Origin of the sequence: Bradyrhizobium sp. AZCC 2262, assembly GCF_036924535.1 — a bacterium.
In the GTDB taxonomy this organism is placed as follows: Bacteria; Pseudomonadota; Alphaproteobacteria; order Rhizobiales; family Xanthobacteraceae; genus Bradyrhizobium.
The window spans coordinates 5416178-5436291 of sequence record NZ_JAZHRT010000001.1 but is presented as its reverse complement, the minus strand read 5'-3'; the positions used below and the strand labels follow the sequence as shown (position 1 = coordinate 5436291).

Annotated in this window: 19 protein-coding genes, 1 tRNA gene, 1 pseudogene and 2 riboswitches; of the genes and pseudogenes, 11 read left to right on the top strand and 10 right to left on the bottom strand. The window is 62.3% G+C overall.

The window, feature by feature from the left end; genetic code table 11:
• Positions 1-28: 28 nt before the first annotated feature.
• Positions 29-739: a tyrosine-type recombinase/integrase gene (locus tag V1283_RS25605; RefSeq protein ID WP_334389296.1), complete on the top strand. Its 711-nt coding sequence runs from the start codon at positions 29-31 to the stop codon at positions 737-739.
• Between the two features lie 63 nt (positions 740-802).
• On the opposite strand, the gene V1283_RS25600 is transcribed toward V1283_RS25605, so the two are convergent.
• Together V1283_RS25600 and V1283_RS25595 are read right to left on the bottom strand one after the other, a co-directional pair.
• A tRNA-Ser gene (locus V1283_RS25600) sits at positions 803-872 on the bottom strand.
• Between the two features lie 852 nt (positions 873-1724).
• A complete protein-coding gene (locus V1283_RS25595) occupies positions 1725-2054 on the bottom strand; it encodes a tyrosine-type recombinase/integrase (RefSeq protein ID WP_442895883.1) in 330 nt (109 codons plus the stop codon).
• Between the two features lie 73 nt (positions 2055-2127).
• Here V1283_RS25595 and V1283_RS25590 point away from each other — a divergent pair, with 73 nt between their 5' ends.
• The 8 genes from V1283_RS25590 to V1283_RS25555 all read left to right on the top strand — a co-directional run bounded on the left by V1283_RS25590 (position 2128) and on the right by V1283_RS25555 (position 9831).
• Complete coding sequence (locus V1283_RS25590) at positions 2128-3297, top strand: transporter substrate-binding domain-containing protein (protein ID WP_334389294.1); 1170 nt, start codon at positions 2128-2130, stop codon at positions 3295-3297.
• Positions 3294-3908 carry an ANTAR domain-containing response regulator gene (locus V1283_RS25585; protein ID WP_334389292.1) on the top strand — a complete coding sequence of 205 codons (615 nt, stop codon included), beginning with the start codon at positions 3294-3296 and terminating at the stop codon, positions 3906-3908. The genes V1283_RS25590 and V1283_RS25585 overlap by 4 nt, the downstream gene beginning before the upstream one ends.
• 246 nt (positions 3909-4154) lie before the next feature.
• Entirely contained in the window at positions 4155-5045 is an 891-nt protein-coding gene (locus tag V1283_RS25580; RefSeq protein ID WP_334389291.1) for a nitrilase family protein, read from the top strand.
• Positions 5046-5097: 52 nt separating this feature from the next.
• Positions 5098-6267 carry a substrate-binding protein gene (locus tag V1283_RS25575; protein WP_334389290.1) on the top strand — a complete coding sequence of 390 codons (1170 nt, stop codon included), beginning with the start codon at positions 5098-5100 and terminating at the stop codon, positions 6265-6267.
• A 67-nt stretch (positions 6268-6334) separates the two neighbouring features.
• The gene (locus V1283_RS25570; protein ID WP_334389289.1) at positions 6335-7171 is read left to right on the top strand and encodes a branched-chain amino acid ABC transporter permease; all 837 of its coding nucleotides are present in this window, start codon (positions 6335-6337) and stop codon (positions 7169-7171) included.
• Entirely contained in the window at positions 7164-9008 is a 1845-nt protein-coding gene (locus V1283_RS25565; RefSeq protein WP_334389288.1) for a branched-chain amino acid ABC transporter ATP-binding protein/permease, read from the top strand. Before V1283_RS25570 ends, V1283_RS25565 begins: the two co-directional genes overlap by 8 nt.
• Positions 9005-9706 (top strand): ABC transporter ATP-binding protein, encoded by a 702-nt coding sequence (locus tag V1283_RS25560; protein WP_334389287.1) that lies wholly within the window; start codon positions 9005-9007, stop codon positions 9704-9706. Before V1283_RS25565 ends, V1283_RS25560 begins: the two co-directional genes overlap by 4 nt.
• Entirely contained in the window at positions 9703-9831 is a 129-nt protein-coding gene (locus tag V1283_RS25555) for a hypothetical protein (RefSeq protein ID WP_334389286.1), read from the top strand. Before V1283_RS25560 ends, V1283_RS25555 begins: the two co-directional genes overlap by 4 nt.
• A 129-nt stretch (positions 9832-9960) precedes the next feature.
• On the opposite strand, the gene V1283_RS25550 is transcribed toward V1283_RS25555, so the two are convergent.
• The 5 genes from V1283_RS25550 to cobU form a co-directional block, all read right to left on the bottom strand.
• Complete coding sequence (locus V1283_RS25550) at positions 9961-11406, bottom strand: PepSY domain-containing protein (RefSeq protein WP_334389285.1); 1446 nt, start codon at positions 11404-11406, stop codon at positions 9961-9963.
• A gap of 2 nt (positions 11407-11408) precedes the next feature.
• Complete coding sequence (locus tag V1283_RS25545) at positions 11409-13682, bottom strand: TonB-dependent receptor (RefSeq protein ID WP_334389284.1); 2274 nt, start codon at positions 13680-13682, stop codon at positions 11409-11411.
• A gap of 108 nt (positions 13683-13790) precedes the next feature.
• Positions 13791-13986, bottom strand: a riboswitch (cobalamin riboswitch).
• A gap of 314 nt (positions 13987-14300) precedes the next feature.
• Positions 14301-14933 carry a 5,6-dimethylbenzimidazole synthase gene (bluB, locus tag V1283_RS25540; RefSeq protein WP_334389283.1) on the bottom strand — a complete coding sequence of 211 codons (633 nt, stop codon included), beginning with the start codon at positions 14931-14933 and terminating at the stop codon, positions 14301-14303.
• A complete protein-coding gene (locus V1283_RS25535) occupies positions 14933-15118 on the bottom strand; it encodes a hypothetical protein (protein ID WP_334389282.1) in 186 nt (61 codons plus the stop codon). The genes bluB and V1283_RS25535 overlap by 1 nt, the downstream gene beginning before the upstream one ends.
• Positions 15118-15621 carry a bifunctional adenosylcobinamide kinase/adenosylcobinamide-phosphate guanylyltransferase gene (gene cobU, locus V1283_RS25530; RefSeq protein ID WP_334389281.1) on the bottom strand — a complete coding sequence of 168 codons (504 nt, stop codon included), beginning with the start codon at positions 15619-15621 and terminating at the stop codon, positions 15118-15120. The genes V1283_RS25535 and cobU overlap by 1 nt, the downstream gene beginning before the upstream one ends.
• 128 nt (positions 15622-15749) lie before the next feature.
• Between cobU and cbiB the strand changes: the two genes are divergently transcribed.
• A complete protein-coding gene (gene cbiB, locus V1283_RS25525) occupies positions 15750-16691 on the top strand; it encodes an adenosylcobinamide-phosphate synthase CbiB (RefSeq protein WP_334389280.1) in 942 nt (313 codons plus the stop codon).
• Here the strand turns inward: cbiB and V1283_RS25520 are convergent.
• Entirely contained in the window at positions 16634-16852 is a 219-nt protein-coding gene (locus tag V1283_RS25520; protein ID WP_334393414.1) for a hypothetical protein, read from the bottom strand. The genes cbiB and V1283_RS25520 overlap by 58 nt on opposite strands.
• On the opposite strand from V1283_RS25520, the pseudogene cobD reads away from it, so the two are divergent.
• Positions 16757-17669: pseudogene (cobD, locus tag V1283_RS25515) on the top strand (threonine-phosphate decarboxylase CobD). The gene V1283_RS25520 and the pseudogene cobD overlap by 96 nt on opposite strands.
• Positions 17670-17673: 4 nt before the next feature.
• Here cobD and V1283_RS25510 read toward each other — a convergent pair.
• Positions 17674-19122, bottom strand: a complete 1449-nt coding sequence (locus V1283_RS25510; RefSeq protein WP_334389279.1) for a cobyric acid synthase — start codon at positions 19120-19122, stop codon at positions 17674-17676.
• A 10-nt stretch (positions 19123-19132) separates the two neighbouring features.
• Entirely contained in the window at positions 19133-19786 is a 654-nt protein-coding gene (gene cobO / locus V1283_RS25505; RefSeq protein WP_334393170.1) for a cob(I)yrinic acid a,c-diamide adenosyltransferase, read from the bottom strand.
• Between the two features lie 43 nt (positions 19787-19829).
• Positions 19830-20048: riboswitch (cobalamin riboswitch) on the top strand.
• The last annotated feature ends 66 nt before the right edge of the window (positions 20049-20114 follow it).

Genomic DNA, 20114 nt, shown 5'->3' with positions numbered 1-20114 from the left:
TTTGCAGGCCATCCACATCAAGGCGCTGATGGATCAGAACGGCGGCACCGCGCACACCAAGCGTAACTGGCTGAAGCACGTCTCCGGCATGTACCTGTTCGCTGAAGAGGAGATGATCCGCCCCGACAATCCGTGCAGGGGTTTCAAGCGACCGACACCGCCGAAGACGGAGGGCTTCCATAGTTGGACCGATGACGAGATCGCGCAGTATCGGCGCTTCTGGTCCAACGGAACGGTGCCGCGCCTTGTGATGGAGGTGGCGGTCGAGACATCGGCCCGCCGAGGCGACGTCACCCGGCTCGGGCCGGAGCAACTGAGCAACGGCAGGTTTGAATTTCAGCATCACAAGAACGGCGTTGACGTCTCGTTTCCGGTGTCCGCCGAATTGCAGACTGCCATCGATGCGATGCCGAAGACGAATTATTCGACGTTCCTGCACACGAAGGCGGGCGAGCCGAGATCGGCGAAGGCGCTGGGCAATGACTTCCGGGAGTGGTGCGACAAAGCGGAGCTGCCGAAGCGTTGCTCGCTGCACGGACTCCGCAAGGGATGCCTGCGCATCCTCGCCGAGGCCGGGTGCAACATTCTGGAGCTGCAATCGCGCAGCGGTCATCTCACATTGAGCGAGCTGCAAAAGTACATCGACAAGGCCGACAAACGCTTCGCCGCAGACCGCGCCGCCGAGAAGGTCATCGCACACAAAGTGAAGCAAAAAACCGGACGCAAAATCGCGGCCTAAATGTCTAACCTTTTCGAGAGGGCGTGTCTAACCGGCCATAAGTTATTGAAATTACAAGGGGGTTGGCGATCCCAGCAGGATTCGAACCTGCAACCCACGGAGTAGAAATCCGCTACTCGGAATTCAAGGGATCGGTGCCCGTCGAATCGAGTGGCTTCTCCAAGATCGACGTGGGCAGCGATCGTTTGGCGCTCTGCCGTTCTTGGAGAGGGTGAGCCCTGTCAGTTCGGATCATGATGACAGCCCCGGCTATGCCCGCGAGCACGCACAACGCCGCGAAAATGTGTTTCCGGTCCAATAAAGAACGTTCCCTAGACGCTCAATCATTCGCCTGTCGTCTCCCCTTCGCCTTGAGCCCAGCTCTATTGGTGCGTCCAGATGTAGATGCCGCAGCACAAAGCTATCAAGATGGCGATTGCCCATTTCCAGGGTGGCGATGAATGCATCTTGTCTGGCTTACGTTCGAAAGGCGGGCGGTTGAAATGCAAAAGCCCGGCTCTTGGCCGGGCGATTTGCAAGTATGAATAAGTGAATGACCGGATGTAAGTGAATGAGTTAAGGTTAGGGCAGCCAACTGGGCGCGTCTGTGAACTACTTCACATTGGTGGCGATTGTTTTGGGCGGGCCGTAATCTTACGGGGGTGGTCTGTCATCCAAACTTAATGCGCGCTGCCTTTAATGACCACGTTTCATCACCAAACCTTATTTCGATCGCCCGGCCGGTTGCCGGGCTTTTCGTTGGCATCGGCGCACTCGCCAGAGGTTTGATTGCTCCCGAAATCAAAGCCCGCCGGTTCACGCCGGCGGGCTCGCCGACCACCGATTGACCACCGAAATTCCGTGAACAAACGGCGATAAAGGTGGTCAATCACAAGCGGACTTAATTGTTTTTGTTGAACTTTCTGGCTGCTACTTACGTTCGGGACGCAGGGGTCGCAGGTTCGAATCCTGCCACTCCGACCATCCTTTCAATTACTTATAGTTTTCATCGGTTTACGGCGCAATGAAATGCGCAATCAATTGGTCCAGCAAGGCAGTTGAGGATCATCCCTCTGGCCGAAACGGAAGGCTCGGCTCGAAGCGGGTGATGGTGGCCGTAGCCGTTTTCCAACTGCTCGAGCGTCATGCCGAGCCAGCCTGCGGCCTGCCAGCGGTCAGTTCCTTCCTGCATCATCCATGTCGCGGCCGTGTGCCGCAGCGAATGCCGCACAACGTCATCACCAAGCCCGGCATCCTCCAAAATTCCTTCCCAAGCTGACCTGATCTTGCCCGCAAGCGGCTGGCCGTCATGCGTCCGATTGACGACGAAACGGATTCACTCTCCTTAGTGACTCATCGAACAAGGGTTGTTAACGATGAGCTGTTTCGGGCTCTTGGGGAGAGGCGTGATGATGGTCAGCAGTACAGCACCTTCGTCAGACACGTGGAGGGTGGGTGTCCTATTCTCCCGCGTGGGGCTGACGGCTGTCACTGAGACCGAGCACTTCCTGGGCACGGCGCTCGCGATTCAGGAAATCAATCAAGCCGGCGGAATCCTCGGGCGCGAGATCGAGGTGGTCGCCTACGATCCTCAATCCGATCCGGAGACCTATCGCAGGCTGGCCGACCGGATGTTGACCGATGACGGCATTTCGGTGGTGTTCGGCTGCAGCTCTTCGGCCGAACGCAAGGCCGTGTTGCCGGCGATCGAACGCCGCAACGGACTATTGTGGTATCCATCCCTCTACGAGGGCTTCGAGTATTCCCCCAACGTGATCTATACGGGTGCTTCGCCGAACCAGAACAGTTTTCCGCTCGCCGAATATATCGTCCGCAACCATGGGCGCCGCGTGTTCCTGGTCGGCTCCGATTACATCTATCCGCGGGAGTCGAACCGCATCATGCGTGATCTCGTCGAGTCCTATGGCGGCAAGATCGTTGACGAGGTCTACGTGCCCATGGCTGCGACGGAGGCGCGCCTGCGTGAGATCGTGGTGCGGGCAAAGGATCTGGCGCCCGACGTGATCTTCTCCACCGTGGTCGGACGTTCGGCCCAGATCTTTTATCGGCTCTATCGGGAGGCCGGTCTCGATCCGGCAGCGATGCCGATCGCCAGCCTCACCATGGCGGAAGGCGAGGTGCGCGAGATCGGTGCAGCGCTATGCGAGGGACATATCACGGCGGCGACCTATTTCGGGTCGTTGCAGGGGCCGACCAATCGCCGTTTCGCGGACAGCTTCAAAAGCGAATTCGGTGCGGACCGGCCGATCAGCATGTGGAGCGCCGGCGCCTATGCTCAGGTCCACTTGTTCGCGCTTGCGCTTGCGCGCGCCGGAACGCTCGACACGCAACGGCTGGTCGAGGCGGCGCTCGGCCTGTCATTCGAGGCGCCGGAAGGTCAAATCCAGATCGATCCCGATAACAGCCACACCTGGCTAACGCCGCGTATCGGACGGGTTCGTAGTGACGGCGGTTTCGACGTGGTCTGGGAAGCGAAGGCGGCAGTAAAGCCCGATCCCTATCTGGCGGTGTCGCCGCTGGGCGGGCGCTGGATTGGGGAGGAGGCATCGGTCGCATGAAGCCGGGCATCCGCCGCCTGATCGAAGAACTGCGCGGCGCGCGCGTCCTTGTCGTGCACCCGCGCGACGCGGAAGGCGACGCGCTGCTCGATCAGTTGAAGCGCATCGGCTGCAACGTGCGCGGCATCTGGCCGCCGCCGGTGGAAATACCCGGTGATGTCGACACGGTATTTCATTTGGTGGAGACCGCCGAGACGCCGGCCTTCGTCGCCTCCGCGTCCGAGGGCGGACCGACCTTCGTCGCGATCGTTGACTATGAGAATCCGACCGTGCTTCGGCGGCTGCTCGACAGTAATGCTCACGGCGTCATCAACAAGCCGATCCGCCCGTTCGGCATCCTCTCGTCGATGGTCCTCGCCCGTTCAATGCGCGGCTACACCCGCCGTCTGGAGAGCAAGGTTCAAAAGCTCGAAGAGACGCTGAAGGCGCGCCGCGATGTCGACAAGGCGGTGAAGATACTGGTGGCCCTGAAGAAGATCGGCGAGGCCGAGGCCTATGAATTGATCCGCTCGCAAGCCACGCAGAAGCGGTTGTCCATGGCCGAGATCGCCGCCACGATCATCAGCGCTCAGGATGTCATGGCCGGACTGGGCCTGATCGACGAACGTTGAGACAGCGGGCGTCTCTGGCGCTTGCACAATCCATCATCACCGGTGCCGATAATTCCGTCCGGTCACGCGATTGACATTTTCATCGCGTTACTGCTCTACTTTGGAAGTCGGCAATGCTCGCCCCTCGCGGTCGAGATTGTCGCGGCGGCCGGTTGGCCGTTTTCAAATGTGGCTATGTAGCCCTCGATAGGTGCCTGACGGCGCTATCGGGGGTTTTTGTTTTGCGCACTCCAGGAGTTTCGCGCGATGACTTCGCACGTCTCTAGCAATACCGCGACCGGATCGATCGTCGTTGCCTGCATCCAGATGCAACCGGCATTCGGAAACGTCGCTGCGAATGTGGCGCACAGCCTGGTGCTGATCGATCGGGCCGCGTCGCGCGGCGCCAATCTTGTCGTGCTGCCGGAATTGGCCAACACCGGCTACATGTTCGCCTCGCGCGAGGAAGCCTTCGGTCTGGCCGAGCCGATTCCGGCAGGACCATCGGTCGCGGCCTGGGCGGAGCGGGCCGCGCGGCACCGCATGCATATCGTCGCCGGCATCGCCGAACGTTCAGGGCCGGATCTCTACAACAGTGCTGTCGTGATCGGCCCCGAAGGCCATGTCGGCACGTTCAGGAAAGTGCATCTCTGGAACGAAGAGAACCTCTTCTTTGAACCCGGGAATCTCGGCTTTCCGGTGTTCCACACGCCGATCGGCCGCATTGGCGTTGCGATCTGCTACGATGGCTGGTTTCCGGAGAGTTTTCGACTCTGCGCGCTGCAGGGCGCCGATATCGTCTGCGTGCCGACCAACTGGGTCCCGATTCCTGGACAGGCCGAGGGCCGCGAAGCGATGGCCAACGTGCTGGCGATGGCCGCCGCCCACAGCAATTCGATCTTCATCGCCTGCGCCGATCGCGTCGGTGTCGAGCGCGGACAGCCCTTCGAGGGCCAGAGCCTGATCGTCAGTTATACCGGGTGGCCTGTCGTCGGGCCGGCCAGCCGGGACACAGAAGACATCCTCATCGCCGAGGTCGATCTCGGCGAGGCCCGGCGCAAACGCAATTGGAATGCCTTCAACCAGGTTCTGCGCGACCGCCGCGTCGACGTCTATGACGAGATGCTGGGCTCCGGCACGAAGCGCGGCTGGTACTGACCCTTGCCCGCCCATCCAGATCAGTTTCATTGAACTCACAGGAGTATCGATCATGACGCTTACCCGTTCGCTTTCGACGCTGCTGGCCGCCGCGGCATGCACAGCGCTCCTAGCCTCCGCGGCGCCGGCGGCGGATCCCATCAAGATTGGCGTGCCGGTCGGTTTGTCCGGCGCAAACAGCGTAGTTGCCCCCTCGGTGGTGCAGTCGGCACAACTCGCCGTCGACGAGATCAATGCCAAGGGTGGCGTTCTTGGCCGTCAATTGGCGCTGGAGGTCGCCGATGATGCGTCCGGCGCCGCCGGTGCGCAGAAGGCTTTCGACAGTCTGGTGTTCCAGAAAAAGGTCGACGTGCTGATCTCGATGGAGACGAGCGCGGCGCGCAATGCGGGCCTGCCGATCGTAACGCGCGGCAAGCTGCCCTACATCTACACCTCGTTCTACGAAGGCAAGTCGTGCAGTCCGTTCCTGTATGTTAACGCCTGGGTGCCCGAACAGCAGGTGCCGCCGATCGTCGACTATTTCGCCAGGGAGAAGAAGGCCTCGAAGTTCTTCCTGATCGGTTCCGATTATGCCTTTGGTCGGGGCATGCTGGCCTTCACCAAGGCCTATGTCGAGAAAATCGGAGGCAAGGTGGTCGGCGAGGAATATCTGCCGATGGATGGCAGCGACTGGACGCCGATCATCTCGAAGCTGAAGGGCGCGGCGCCCGACGCGCTGATCACGTCGACCGCCGGTGGGGCGCCGAACGTCACCTTGACCAAGCAGCTTCGCGCCGCCGGCGTCACGCTTCCCTACGGCAATCTCGCGGTCGACGAGGGCACCGCCAAGGGCATGGGAGCCGACGCGGAAGGCATCTATCTGTCGGCTTCCTATGTCACCGGCATCGACAGTCCCGCGAACAAGGCCTTCCTTGCCGCCATGCAGAAGAAGTTCGGCACCGAGCTGAAGACCCCGAACGACCTTTCGGTGCCGGAATATGAAGCGGTCTATGCCTACAAGGCGGCGGTCGAGAAGGCCGGCGGTACCGACGCTACCAAGGTTCTGAAAGCGCTCGCCGAGATCTCGGTGGAAGGTCCGCGCGGCAAGATTGCGATGTCAAAGCAGCATCACGCGCCGTTAACGATGTATCTCGGCCAGGTGCAGGCCGACGGCGGGGTAAGGGTCATCAAGAGTTTTGCCAACGTCGATCCAGGCGAACAGTGCCCGAACCTGAAGAATTGATGTCGACCATCGGCGGCGGGAGGAGGATAGTGCCTTCTTCCGCCGCGGCCCAACTTGGTTCGCCCTCATGATCACACTCGTGCTCGATATCGTCACCACGGCTGCGATCCTCTTCATCGTGTCCGCCGGCCTGCTGATTGTGTTCGGCGTGATGAAGATCATCAACTTTGCCCACGCATCGTTCATCACCATCGGCGCCTACACCGCACTGGTTGCCTCCCGCTTCGGTTTGCCGCCGGTGCTGGCTCCTGCTGTTGCCTTCCTGGTCGGCGGATTGACCGGGGCTGCGGCCGAACGCATCGTGGTGCGGCAGCTCTACGGTCGTCCGCTGGACGCGATCCTGGCGACTTGGGGTCTGAGCATCGTCATCGGCCAACTGGTGACCCTCGGCTTCGGGCGGGAAGTGCAGTTTGTGCCGGCTCCTGTCTCGGGCACGCTGGCGATCTTCAGCGAGGACTATTCGAGCTATCGCCTGCTGCTGGTGGTGGCGGCGTTCGTCATCGCCGGACTGTTCACGATGCTGCTCAACGGTACGCGGCTTGGTCTCTCCACCCGCGCCGTCATCATGAACGAGAACCTGGCGCAGGGTCTCGGTATCGACAGCACGCGTGTTCGTCTCATCACCTTCGGCATCGGTTGCGGCCTGGCGGCCATCGCAGGTGCGCTGATCACGCCGCTGGCGAGCGTCGATCCCAATATGGGGCTGTCCTGGTTGATCGGCGCGTTCATGCTGGTCATGATTTCAGGCGGATCGCTGCCGACACTCGGCCTATCCTGCCTCGTGCTCGGCGGGCTGCAGGTGCTGGCCTCGACGTTCATCAGCCCGATCCTCGGCGGGCTCACCATCGCCGTGCTTGCTGCCGTGGCGCTGCGGCTTCGACCGGAAGGATTCGCCCGTGCCTGACCTCGGCTCCGCCCTCTGGTCCCACGCGTCGCTGTCGTTGCCGGGCTTGCCGCGCGCACTTGTCCGCGTTGCGATTCCTTCGCTCCTGGCGGCGGCGCTTGTCGTCGTCGGCCCATGGATACTTGATACCTACACCTTGAATATCCTGGTCCGTGCGCTGTTTGTCGCGATCGCCGCGCTGACGGTGGATGTGCTGTGGGGATACAGCGGCACGCTCACCTTCGGGCAGTCCGCCTTTTTCGGCATCGGCGCCTATGCCCTGGCGATCGGTTTCACCCAGTTCGGCTTCGGGCCGTGGCAAGCGCTGCTGGCGCTCGGCGCGGCGGTCGGACTTGCCGCCGTTGTAGCGGGATTTGTCGGCTGGCTTTCTTTCTATCCGGGATCGACGCCGCTCTATGCCTCCGTGGTCTCGCTGGTCCTTCCGATCGTCCTGGTACAGCTACTTTACTCGGGCAGCACGTTTACAGGCTCTTCCAGCGGGCTGGTCGGTTTCGACAGCTTCGACCTTTCGCTCGAGAACTGGTTCCGCCTCGCCGGGGGCGCCGTCCTCGCCACGCTCGTTATCGCCTGGATCGTGCTCTCGAGCGATGCAGGTCGGGTGCTGGGTGCGATGCGCGACAATGACGAGCGCTGCGCCTATCTGGGAATCGATACGGCGCGGGTGCGCATCGCTCTCAGCGTCGTGATGGGCGTCGTCGCGGCTTTGGCCGGGTTAGGCTATGTCGGCTTCAGCGGCGTCGCCGCGCCCGAAAATGCCGGTTTCGTATTTGGCACCCAACTCGTCGTCATGGTGGCGCTGGGGGGACGCGGATCCCTGATAGGTGCGGTCGTCGGCGCCTTGGTGATCGAAGTTGCAAGCGCCTATCTCTCAAGCAGTCTGCCCTTTGTGTGGGAGCTGATTGTGGGCGTGGCGTTCGTGCTGGTCATCGTGGTGCTGCCGGGCGGACTGTTTGGCAGTTTGCGCGACGCAAGCGCGGCGATACATCCCCGCCTGCAGGTGTTGCTTGGGCGCGCCCTTTCGCCCGTCAGTCTGACGACGCTCGAACGCACCGCCCCAGCGCCGGACCGCGACGCTGTCGTGGTGGAGGTCGACAGCGTCTCCAGACATTTCGGCAGTCTTTCGGTGCTATCAGGCGTTTCCTTCACGGCGCGGCAGGGCGAGCTCGTCAGCATTGTCGGGCCGAATGGCGCCGGCAAGACGACATTGATCCGCTGTCTGGCTGACGGGCGCGAGCGCTCGGAAGGTGCCGTGCGCATTTGTGGACAGTCGATCGGCCGTCTGTCGCCCGATCGCATCGTGGGCCTTGGCCTTGGACGCAAGTTTCAGGCGGCATCCGTTTTCGAGACGTTGAGCGTGGCCGATTGCCTGCGCGTCGCGCGGACGAGGAGTGAGCGGCCATCCCTGATCGCAGCCTCGCCGGTGCTGGCCCTGCCGGCAGCGGCGCGCGCCGTGGTGGAGAGTTCGGGTCTGGCCGAACGGCTGGACCAGGAGGCGCGCTTTCTCAGCCACGGCCTGAAACAGGCCCTTGAACTCGCGATGGTCCTGGCGCTTGAGCCGCAGGTGCTGCTGCTGGACGAACCGACGGCGGGGCTGACGCGCGCCGAACGTCAGGGGTTCGCCGCGGTTCTCACCGATCTGGTGGCGCGTGAACGGCTATGCGTGTTGATCATCGAGCATGATCTCGATTTCGTCCGCCGGATCTCCTCGCGCATCATCCTGTTGCACCAGGGGCGGGTCGCCCTCGACGGGCCGGTGGCCGAAATTGTCGATGACCCGCTGATCCGCGAGATCTACACCGGCAGCACCCGGCCGAAGCAAGCAGGGGTGACGCCATGACCGCTGCGCTCGAACTCGTCAATCTGACCAGCGGCTACGGCAGTTCGACCGTCATTCATGGGGTTTCGCTGCAGGTTGGACCAGGCGAGATCGTCGCCCTTGTCGGCAAGAACGGCATGGGCAAGTCGTCGCTGCTGAAAACGATCCTTTCGTTCCTGCCGGCATGGGACGGGGCAGTCCGCCTTGATGGACGCGACGTCACGCGGCTCGCTCCGTTCCGCAAACGCGCGTTGGGCCTGGCTTACGCCCCGCAGGAGCAGGCGCTGTTCCAGGATCTCAGCGTGCGCGACAACCTGCGGCTCGGTCTCAGCGATGATCGCGGCTTCGAAGCCAGGCTCGCCGATATCAACGACTGGTTTCCCGTCATCACTGCGCGGCTCTACCAGCGTGCCGGCACGCTGTCGGGCGGTGAGCAGAAGATGCTGATCGTGGCGCGCGGACTAATCGCCGAACCGCGCCTGTTTCTTCTCGACGAGGTGACCGAAGGGCTGCAGCCTTCGGTCGTTGACCGGCTCGCCGAAGTTCTGGCGGCGGTCAGGCGCGACCGCGGTACCGCAATGCTGGTGGTTGAGCAGCATTTGTCCTTTGTTCTCGGACTTGCGGATCGGTTTGCGGTGTTCAAACGCGGCGAGGTAGTGGATACCGGATCGGTCGATGTCGGTTCGGCCGCGCGGATCGACGAGCACATGCGCTTATGACGCACTTCCGCGCCAAGAGCCTCACCAACAAGCTCTACGCGGCCTGGGGTGATCCCGGATACACGGACCGGATCATCCTCGGCGCGCCGCGCAGCTACCAGGTGGCCGCTTCCTTTAAGTGGTGATGTCCTACACTTGGCTTATTTCATAACAGAATCAGGAGCTTTGCGGTGAGCGATTGTGAGCGAGCCAAGCGTCATTGTAGCTGCTCGCTCTTAGCGCAAAAGTCGAGTCATCTGCGGGGCGGATTCGCTTCAGCCGCGCAAATAGCGCCAGCCGATCACGACACCGCTCACCGACACGATGGTACCGAGGATCGACAGCAGCCACACCACAATGTCCCACGCCGGGCGATACATCAGCAGTAGTTGAAAATCGAAACTGTGCAGTGCGTTGAACATCCAGCGATAAGTGCGCCGGCTGCTGTCCACGCGGCCAACGATGTCGCCCGTGACCGGGCTGATGTGAAACCACGTCTTCGCGTCGTCATCAAACATCGCACGCAGCACCGGCAATTCGCGGTCGTGATGATGTGCGTACCAATAAGCGTCGTATTCACGGAGGATTAGTTGCTCTGTGATCTGAGCTCGCGGCAGCAATTTCGCCGCGGCAGCTCCGAGGCGATCCTGTGTCAGTTTTGCAGATTCGCCCGATGTCGCATCCAGCGGCGTTTGCACGCCGTCGCTCGATGCGACGATCATCATCGGGCTGCCATCGAGCCAGACGAAGCGCGCTTCGACCGCTTGAGATTGTGGTGTTGGCAGCTTCGCCGCAATGGTCGGCGCATCGTGGCCAGCATAGCGTTGCAGCACCTCGGGCGTCGTGTTGCGGCCTGCAAAATATTCGCCGGGATTGAGCGACAGCCAGCCGGAGAACATCCAGGTCAGCACGAAGATGCCGGCAATCAGGCCGGTGAGGTGATGCCATGCCATCCAGCCGCGATATGGCGTGATCCTACCGCTCGCATAGCGCCGCTTCAGCCGCACGCGCAGGATGCCGATCCAGATGCCGGTGACGCTGACGATCAGGCAGATGCCGGATATCCACAGCACCACCAGCCGCCACAACGGTCCGTCTTTGCGCAGCACGGCGGGGTAGATCCAGTGCGGAATCGAGCCGAGCCAGTTCCAGACGCGTTCGGTGCGGTTGGTGTCAAGCGCGATCTCGCCGGTGCGCGAGGAGACATAGAGTTTGGTGCCGGCATCGTCCCCGAGTGTAATCAAATACAGCGGTCGCAGCGGATCGTAGCGGGCGGTGACGCTCCACTGGTCGCGATCGATGATCTCTTCGAGCTGAGGTGATCTACTTGCGCGATGGTGTCGCGCGACCGCAAGCGCCTGCTGTTCGGACAGGTTGACAATGGTGCGGCCATCGGCCGCAGAGATCGCCTGCCGTTTTCCGTCCCAGGCGGTCATCCGATAGACCGGTTCGTCGGCGAGCATCGAAAGCCTGAGATCGCGCGGATAGCGTGTAGCGGCCGCCGCCTTCATCGCGTCGTCCGGCGATAGCGCCACCTTCTCCCACTGAATATGAGGAAGCGCCGCCAGCCTTTCCTTGTCGGAAAGGCCGGGAAAGGCGACATACATCATCACCACGCCGGAAATGAACCACATCGCGAAGAACAGGCAGGTGACGATGCCGACCCAGCGGTGGCCGATATACAGCCACCGCCGGAGTGTTCGTTTCAGACCGCGTGCCACGCTCAGAACTTCACGTTGACCGCGAGCTGAGCCGTGCGCGGCATGCCGAGCAGCCACTGAGTGGTGCCGCCCGACGTCGTGTAAACCTCATCGAAAAGATTGTAGACGCGGAACGACACGGTGGTGTTGAGGTCGGGCTTCCACTGCACGCCGGCATTGACAATGTTGTAGGCCGGACGCGTCATGGTGTTGGCATTGTCCGCGTAGGTCTTGCCGACGATCTGGACGCCCGCATTGGCCGACCAGTTCGGTGCAAAGGCCCAGGTCGCCCAGATGTTGGAGACGTTCTGCGGCACATTGACAGGCACGTTGCCGGCATAATTCACGCTTCCGTTGCCGACCGCCTGCACGAAGTCGTCATACTTCGCGCGTAGGAAGGCGGTGTTGGCATCGATTCGCCAACCGTAATCGAGCAGGAGGCCGACCGATGCCTCGACACCGCGCGACGATTGCTGGCCGACCTGAACGGTCAGCGATGGAATGTTGGGATCGCGTGCGAGCAGGTTGTTCTTCACGATCTCATAGCCGGCCAGAGTCCATTCGCCGCGGCCGCCCCAGAACGATTGCTTGACGCCGATCTCGATCTGCTTGCCGGTAGCCAGGTCGAAATTCTTGTTTGCGGATGACAGCGAGATGAGGCCTCCGACCGGATCGACTGAGGTGGAATATTGGCCATAGAAAGCCAGGTCCTTGACAGGAGTATAGACCGCACCCGCACGCCAGGTCGTCGAGGAGAACGATTTTTCGAAGCTGTTGCCGGGTATGACATAGTCGGTGCGTGTGATTGTCGGCCCATCCTGACGGATGCCGGCAATCAGGGAGAGTTGCTCGGTGACCGACAGCCTGTTCTCGGCGAATAGCGCGTATTGGTTGGTCACGCTGCCAAAGCCGGGAACCGTGGCGTTCGGGCTGTTGAATATGCCCGGAACGAAGTTGAACGGGTTGACGGACGACGAGCCGCCAAAGGGCGAATTGTTGGTATGGGTGAAATTGATGCTGTTGACGTCGAAGCCTGCGAGGAACTCATTGACCATGCCAAAGATATGCCCGCGGAATTTCGCATCCATGCGGTTGCCGAACTGCTGCTGATCGTGAAAGATCTCGATGTCGCTGCTGCGATTGATCAGGCCGGTGGCGGGGTTATAGGCGTAACTTTCGACGTCCTTCCAGTGTCGCTTGGAGTTCAGATAGTAAAGCGTGTTCTGGATCGAGATGCCATCGGCGACCTGCCATTCGGTCTTCACCTGATTCCAACTGTCCTGGTAGCGGATGTGGCTGTCGCTGACGTTGTAATTTTTGAAGCGTAGCGACTCATCGAGCCTGCCGTTGATCAGCGGCGTGCCGAAATAGCGCGACGGGTTGCGGTCGCCGTAATCTGTAGACAGAGTCCAGGTGACGTCTTCGTTCTGTCTGATCTGGACCACGGCATGAAGTGCGACATTTGAAGTGTTGTCGCGATCGACCCAGCCGTCCGACATATTGCCGGAGGCGGTGATGCGATAAGCGACGTCCTTGTTGACCGGGCCGCCGCTGTCCACCGCAATTCGCCGCGTCATGTTGCTGTCTAGCGAGAGCTCGGCCTGGTTGCGAGGGACCCACAACGGTAGTTTCGAAACCACGTTGATGGCGCCGCCGACCGCGCCCGCGCCGTACATCACCGACGCAGGGCCGCGCAGCACCTCGATGCGCTCGGTCGACCAGGTGTCGAACGGGAAGGTCACAGTGCCGGCGCCGATATAAAGCTGGGTGCCGTCATACAACGTCATCACGGACCCGAGGCCGGTGAAGCCGCGGGTATTGAACGAGACGCCGCCATTGCCCGGTGCGGGGCTTGCCGTGAAGCCGGTGGCGTTTTGCGTCACCGCGTCGAGGATATTCTGCTGGCCGCGCTCGGCGATGGTTTCCGCCGAGATCACCTCCACGCTGGCCGGCGTCTGCAGCCGCGTCAGGCCGAGTCGGCTGCCGGCGGTGCTCGTGCCGGTGAGGTTGAGCGTCGGCGCGGCGAAGACAGGACCGGTCGGCGTGGCGACCGGTGCGCCGGTGTTGGCTGCTACGTTGCGCTGCTGGCGTGAACGCGCGTTGTGCGTCGCAGTGCCGCGTTTGGTGCTGCGGGCGCGCGGCGGCGTCGCCGACGGCTGCACCACCACGGGGTCGAGCGTCTGGCTCGGCTTTCCGGATTGTGCCCAGCCTTCGGCGGGCAAAAGAAGGCAGGAGAATGCAATAGAACTGAGAAACGCGCGGTGGTGCCGCGGCGGGAGGATAGTACGGGAGGTCATCAACATTACTCGCGATAACGTGGCACGTCACCGCGAACGCAGTCTGGCCGCTGCCTCAAGGAGACGACGGCTCAACACCCACCAGGACACCCCGCCCAATGTGCTCGCGTGTGACCACGACTGACGGCAGGTCTCCTGGCTCGTGGGTCGTTGCCTGTCGCCGCCTTCCCAGGCCTGTTGGCCCAGTGGCGTTTGGCGAAGGCTCACCACTTACAGTTGCGGGGACAGCCACGGCGTTGGGGAGATCCCCGCACCGTATTCCCTTTTGATCGCCCGAAGGAGAACCATCGTAGTGACCCTAAGTTTATTTGGAAAGAGCTGTCAACCACGAACGCCCAGAGGGCGGCATTCTGTCCAACGCGGGAGCGCCACCGCATTCAAGTCGTGATGCACCACGCGACCGACTCAAAACTCGGCTGGAGTTATTTGTGCTTATCGCTTGCGAGCGCACCCGAATTTTGCCTCACCACGCACGGATACCTATTCGCGCGCGAGCGCCGCGACCATGGAGAGGCGATTCAGATGTCATGATACACAAGCGCCCTTGATGGGTGAGAGACAGGTATTGCGGTCGTCCGCCCATGTTCGCTGACACGACTCTATGCAAGGCTCCTGCGACTAGCGTCGAATCGTAAATTCCTTCGGCGCCCGTCGATATTCCCAGTTAGCTCTCTCAAGTTCAGGTCGATCGAACTCTGCCTGGGGGTACCCGATGCAGAAATATCCGATGAATCGCCAGGATTCCGGCACATCGAGGATCGCGTGGATGCGAGCCGGGTTGAGAATCGACACCCAACCGAGCCCGAAGCCCTCAGCACGCGCGGCAAGCCACATCGAGCAGATCGCTGCGACGACCGAATACTCAATCGTTTCCGTCATCGTCATACGTCCAAGGCCGTGGCCGATGTCACTCGCCTTGTCCGCAAAGACAGCCAGATGTCCCGGCGCCTCCACTAGGCCAGAGAGTTTGAGCGTTGCATATTGCGTCGCGCGCTCACCTGAATACGATGCCAAGGCATCTGCGTTGCAGGCCTTGTAGTCTTCGACCACGGCGCTGCGTCTTGCCGCGTCCTGAACGATGACGAACCGCCAGGGCTGGCTCAGCCCGACCGATGGCGACAGGCAGGCGATGTCAATGAGCCGCTCAAGCGCGCCATCAGGAAGCGGATCGGTTCGGAATCGCCGCACGTCGCGCCGCCAGATGAAGAGCTCGCGCAATTGGTGACGAAATTGATCGTCGAAGGCGACCATCAGAGTTGCGGGCTGGAGTGAAGGAGGGATGCTGCCATCAGCAGGATGGCGGTCTCGGCAAGCTTTGCGCGTGTAGCCTCGCCATCGTCCAAAGCGTTGGCCGGACCGAAGGGAAGAACCGTGGCGAAAGAAATGCCGATCCTCAAATCGGCGAGAATGCTGCGGAGTTGCGCGACCTGAAACATCACTTGACCTTCATCGGCAATCCCGCCACCACGAACTCGACCTCATCGGCGACTGCGGCGACGTTCTGGTTTAGCAGACCGGCCGCATCGCGAAAGCTGCGCGCCAGCGCATTGTCGGGCACGATCCCGAGGCCGACCTCGTTGGTCACCAGAATGACAGGGCTGCGTTGTCTGCCGAGCGCGGCAGTCAACAGGGCGGCTTCCTCTGACCAATTGCGTCCGGCGTGAAGGAGGTTTGACAGCCACAGCGTCAGGCAATCGACGAGCCGGGCGCCGCCGCCGTCCGTGTCGGTCAGCGCCTGCACGAGATCGAGCGGGACCTCGCGCTCGATCCAGTCGTTTCCGCGGCGCGCGCGGTGACGGGCGATCCGCTCCTCCATCTCGGCATCGAGCGCTTCGGCGGTTGCGATGTAGACGGGCCGGCCGGGATAGGCGTGTGCGCGCGACTCGGCGCGCCGGCTTTTCCCGGAACGTGCGCCTCCCGTGATCAACACAATCGCCATCGAATTCTCCGTTCGGACCTCGCACTAACCATCAATCGCCGGCAAAGACAAAGCCGAATTCTCACCAGAGGGGCTTGCGCTTCACCGCAATTCTTGCGCATCAGGGCAGGCGTGACAGGAGAGGTGGTGTGAGTTTTGCCGGGGCAATGGCGGTGGCGATGACGGTGGACGCCTTGCTGGGGTGGCCCGGCGCGCTGTTTGCGCGCATCGGACACCCCGTGACCTGGATTGGCCGGCTGATCAGCCTCCTCGACCGCAACTGGAACCGACCCGCCGCCGCGCCGGCTATCCGCCGCATCGCAGGCGTCGCCGCCGCGCTATCGGTGATCGGGCTGTGCGTTGCATTGGGCTGGATCGTGCAGGCCGTGCTGTCTCCGGGATGGGGCAGCGCCATGATCCTCGGAATCCTGGCATGGCCTATGGTCGCGCTCCGCTCGCTTTATGATCATGTCGCTGCGGTGGCGCAGCCGCTGCAATCGGGCGATATCGATGCCGCGCGTCTCGCGGTCGCGCAGATCGTGGGGCGCGACCCCACAACGCTTGATGAAGCGGGAATCGCGCGGGCAGCCATCGAGAGTCTCGCCGAAAACGCGTCCGATGGCATCGTAGCGCCGGTGTTCTGGGGCGCGCTGTTCGGCCTGCCGGGAATTTTTGGCTACAAGGCCATCAATACGCTGGATTCCATGATTGGTCATCGTTCCGAACGTCATCTGTATTTCGGCTGGGCGGCTGCGCGCATCGATGATGTCGCCAACTTCATCCCCGCGCGTTTGACAGGCTTCCTCTTCGGGCTGGTCTCCGCGCGCTTCTCGAAGGCGCTGTCCTGCATGGTGCGGGACGCGAACCGCCACCGTTCGATCAATGCTGGCTGGCCGGAGGCCGCCATGGCCGGCGCGCTCGGCGTACGGTTGAGCGGGCCGCGCAGCTATCATGGCAGCATGACCGAAGAACCTTGGTTGAACGAGCGGGCATGCGATCCCCTTGCTGCCGATATCTCGCAGGGCCTGTGGCTCTACATCCGCGCGATGGCGCTGCTCGGTGCTTCGCTCGTGGCCTTGGCTTTGGCATGACGAGGCAAGCGATGCGCGAGCACGGTGGCAATCTTGATCAGGCGGTGCAGCGTTTCGGCGGCTGCGTGCAGGACTGGATCGATCTGTCGACGGGCATCAATCGGCAGCCCTATCCGGTCGGCGAGATTGGGCAGCGGCACTGGAGCGCGCTGCCGTCGCATTCCGATATCGAATCCCTGCACGAAGCCGCGCGGCAGGCCTATGCAACCGGTGCGCCAATTCTGGCTTTAGCCGGTGCGCAAGCGGCCATCCAGCTCTTGCCGCGGCTTGAGCCACGTGGCCGAGCCCGCGTTCTCGCGCCGACTTACAATGAATACGCTGCAGTTCTATCGGCTGCCGGTTGGGACGCTGCCGAAGTCTCCAGTCTTGGCGCCCTGGCCGGAGCCGACCTCGCCGTGGTCGTCAATCCCAACAACCCCGACGGCCGACGCCATGACAAGGCTGAGCTGCTCGCGCTGTTGCCGTGCGTCGGTCGTCTTGTCATCGACGAAAGTTTTGCCGACGCCACGCCCGAATTGTCGCTGGCAGCGGAGGCGGGACGACCAGGTCTCCTGATTCTGCGCTCGTTCGGAAAATTCTATGGTCTCGCGGGCTTGCGTCTTGGCTTCGTGCTCGGCGGGGGAAGGGGACATCGCTGCGCTATCTGTGATGGCGGGCCCATGGCCGGTTTCCGGTGCCGCGATTGCGGTCGGACGGCGCGCCTTGCTCGATCGCGATTGGGCCAAGGCGACTGCGATTCGTCTCGACGGCGATTGCCCGCGGCTCGATGCCGAAGCGAAATTGCGAGGATGGCGTCTTGTCGGCGGCACGCCGCTGTTCCGTCTCTTTGAGACGGAGAACGCCCGCGCCGCGCAGGAGCGGCTCGCCGGTGCGCGCATCTGGTCGCGCGTCTTCGAACAACAGCCGGGATGGATGCGGCTGGGCCTGCCAGGCGACGAGGCCGAATGGGCGCGCCTGGCCGGCGCTCTCTCGCGCTGATCCCTCAACGCGCGAGGCCGAGCAGCCCGTCGACATCGAGATGAGCCTCGATGTGATCAGCAAGCGCGTCGAGCGCGTTCTCCACTCTTCCACGGTATGGCTGATCCGTCACCGAAATGTCCAGCTGTCTGAGAAACGAGCCGCGGAAATCGTCGGACGCAAACAGACCGTGCAGATAGCTGCCATATACGCGTCCATCGCGTGAGACCGCGCCTTCCGGCGCTCCATCGAGCAGAGCGAACGGACGCGCGCGATCAGGCCCATCGGTTCGCCCGATATGGATCTCATAGGCATCGATCGGTTGTCTGGTCGCGACGTGCTGCGCGGTGACGCGGGTGAGCGTCTTTTCCCCGGTCATCACCGTCGTCACATCCAGAAGCCCGAGGCCTTCGGTTTCGCCCGCCGGTCCTTCGATCCCCTCGGGATCGGCGACGCTGCGCCCGAGCATCTGGTAGCCGCCGCAGACGCCGAGCACGTGGCCGCCGCGGCGGCGATGTGCGAGGAGATCGATGTCCCAGCCCTGCGCGCGCAGGAAGGCGATATCGCCGCGCGTCGATTTCGAGCCGGGAATGATCACGAGCCTGGCGTCGCCGGGAACGGCTTCTCCTGGGCGGACCATCACGAGGTCGACACCGGGCTCTAGCTTGAGTGGATCGAGATCATCGAAATTGGCGATCCGCGACAATGCAAGAAACGCAATCTTGCATTGGCCGGGCTTGCGCGCCTCGCCGAGCCCCAACGCATCCTCGGCCGGAAGCTCGGTCGCGCGCGTGAAGTAGGGCAGCACCCCAAAGCCGCGCCAGGATGTCCTGGCTTCGATCAGGCGGTAGCCGTCGTCAAACAGCGTGGGGTCGCCGCGGAACTTGTTGATGACGAACCCCTGGATCATCGCAGCATCTTCCGCGTCGATCACGGTCTTGATGCCGACGAGCTGCGCAATGACACCGCCGCGGTCGATGTCGCCGATCAGCACCACCGGGACGTCGGCTTTCCTAGCAAAGCCCATATTGGCGATGTCGGATTTGCGCAGATTGACCTCGGCCGGGCTGCCGGCGCCTTCGACGAGCACGAGATCGGCACGATCCTTCAGCCGCCCAAAACTCTCGAGCACCGCGCCCATGAGCGACGGCTTCAGGTTCGCATATTCGCGTGCCCGCGCAGTGGCGATGCGCTTGCCATGGACGATGATCTGCGCGCCGACATCAGTTTCAGGCTTCAGCAAGACGGGATTCATGTCGGTGTGCGGCTCGACGCCGGCAGCCAAGGCCTGCAAGGCCTGCGCGCGGCCGATCTCGCCACCGTCCACCGTCACCGCCGCATTGTTCGACATGTTCTGCGGCTTGAACGGGAGCACGCTCAGGCCACGGCGTCTCGCGGCGCGCGCGAGCCCTGCGACGATGAGCGATTTGCCCACGTCCGAGCCCGCTCCCTGGATCATCAACGCGCGCGCCATCGAATTGGCCTCAGAACTCGACGCCCGGCTGCGCCTTGATGCCGGATCGGAAGGGATGCTTCACCAGCGTCATCTCGGTGACGAGATCCGCGATCTCGATCAACTCGTCCTTTGCGTTGCGGCCGGTGAGAACGACATGCGTCATCGGCGGCTTCGAGGCTTTCAGAAATTCGACGACCTCGGCGATCTCTAGATAGTCGTAGCGGAGCGCGATGTTGATCTCGTCAAGCACGACCATGCGCAAGCCGGGATCCAGAATCAGTTGCTTCGCCTTCTCCCATCCCGCCTTTGCGGCGGCGACGTCGCGGGCGCGGTCCTGCGTTTCCCAGGTAAAGCCTTCGCCCATCGCATGAAACTGGCAGAGCTCGCCGAAGTGACCAGTGAGCAGGCGGCGCTCGCCGGTATCCCAGGCGCCCTTGATGAACTGCACGACCGCGCAGGGAAAGCCATGCGCAACACATCGCACGATCATTCCGAAGGCAGAGGATGATTTTCCCTTTCCCGCGCCTGTGTGGACGATGATCAGTCCCTTTTCGCCGCTCTTGGTCGCCATGATCTTGTCGCGGGCGACCTTTTTCTTCGCCATTTTCGTTGCATGGCGGGCGTCGACCGAGGCCTCGGAGGCGACGACGTCATCGTCCTCGGCTGCATCCTGTTCAGACATCATCTGCGGTGGTCCTTCGGCTTGACAAGTCGCGGGCTTAGGCAAATGGTGCGCCTGCGTTGGTTCCTGTCGTACGACAGGCGAAGAGGGAATGCGATAGGGCTCAAATCGAGAGGTTTGGGTTCGAAAAGCAGCCGCCCCCGCGACCGTGACCGGAGAGATGCCCAAAGCCACTGATCCCTGATGGGGTTGGGAAGGCGGGGATCGAAGGACAAAATCCTGCTCCGCAAGCCGGGAGACCTGCCAGCGCAACGTTAGAAACCGGCGGACGGGGTGTTCCGCGACGGGGAAGCGAGCCTTCCTTCGGATGGGTTCGCGCGCCTCATCG

What these genes read in the sequence shown, in the direction of transcription:
- V1283_RS25555 (WP_334389286.1), top strand. Translation starts at nt 9,703, where the DNA reads ATGACGCACTTCCGCGCCAAGAGCCTCACCAACAAGCTCTACGCGGCC.
- V1283_RS25585 (WP_334389292.1), top strand. Translation starts at nt 3,294, where the DNA reads ATGAAGCCGGGCATCCGCCGCCTGATCGAAGAACTGCGCGGCGCGCGC.
- V1283_RS25535 (WP_334389282.1), bottom strand. Translation starts at nt 15,118, where the DNA reads ATGTTTCAGGTCGCGCAACTCCGCAGCATTCTCGCCGATTTGAGGATC.
- V1283_RS25520 (WP_334393414.1), bottom strand. Translation starts at nt 16,852, where the DNA reads ATGCGACGGCAGCGCGCTCCAGTGCCGCTGCCCAATCTCGCCGACCGG.
- V1283_RS25570 (WP_334389289.1), top strand. Translation starts at nt 6,335, where the DNA reads ATGATCACACTCGTGCTCGATATCGTCACCACGGCTGCGATCCTCTTC.
- cobU (WP_334389281.1), bottom strand. Translation starts at nt 15,621, where the DNA reads ATGGCGATTGTGTTGATCACGGGAGGCGCACGTTCCGGGAAAAGCCGG.
- V1283_RS25605 (WP_334389296.1), top strand. Translation starts at nt 29, where the DNA reads ATGGATCAGAACGGCGGCACCGCGCACACCAAGCGTAACTGGCTGAAG.
- V1283_RS25590 (WP_334389294.1), top strand. Translation starts at nt 2,128, where the DNA reads ATGATGGTCAGCAGTACAGCACCTTCGTCAGACACGTGGAGGGTGGGT.
- V1283_RS25545 (WP_334389284.1), bottom strand. Translation starts at nt 13,682, where the DNA reads ATGACCTCCCGTACTATCCTCCCGCCGCGGCACCACCGCGCGTTTCTC.
- cobO (WP_334393170.1), bottom strand. Translation starts at nt 19,786, where the DNA reads ATGTCTGAACAGGATGCAGCCGAGGACGATGACGTCGTCGCCTCCGAG.
- V1283_RS25510 (WP_334389279.1), bottom strand. Translation starts at nt 19,122, where the DNA reads ATGGCGCGCGCGTTGATGATCCAGGGAGCGGGCTCGGACGTGGGCAAA.
- V1283_RS25560 (WP_334389287.1), top strand. Translation starts at nt 9,005, where the DNA reads ATGACCGCTGCGCTCGAACTCGTCAATCTGACCAGCGGCTACGGCAGT.
- V1283_RS25580 (WP_334389291.1), top strand. Translation starts at nt 4,155, where the DNA reads ATGACTTCGCACGTCTCTAGCAATACCGCGACCGGATCGATCGTCGTT.
- bluB (WP_334389283.1), bottom strand. Translation starts at nt 14,933, where the DNA reads ATGGTCGCCTTCGACGATCAATTTCGTCACCAATTGCGCGAGCTCTTC.
- V1283_RS25575 (WP_334389290.1), top strand. Translation starts at nt 5,098, where the DNA reads ATGACGCTTACCCGTTCGCTTTCGACGCTGCTGGCCGCCGCGGCATGC.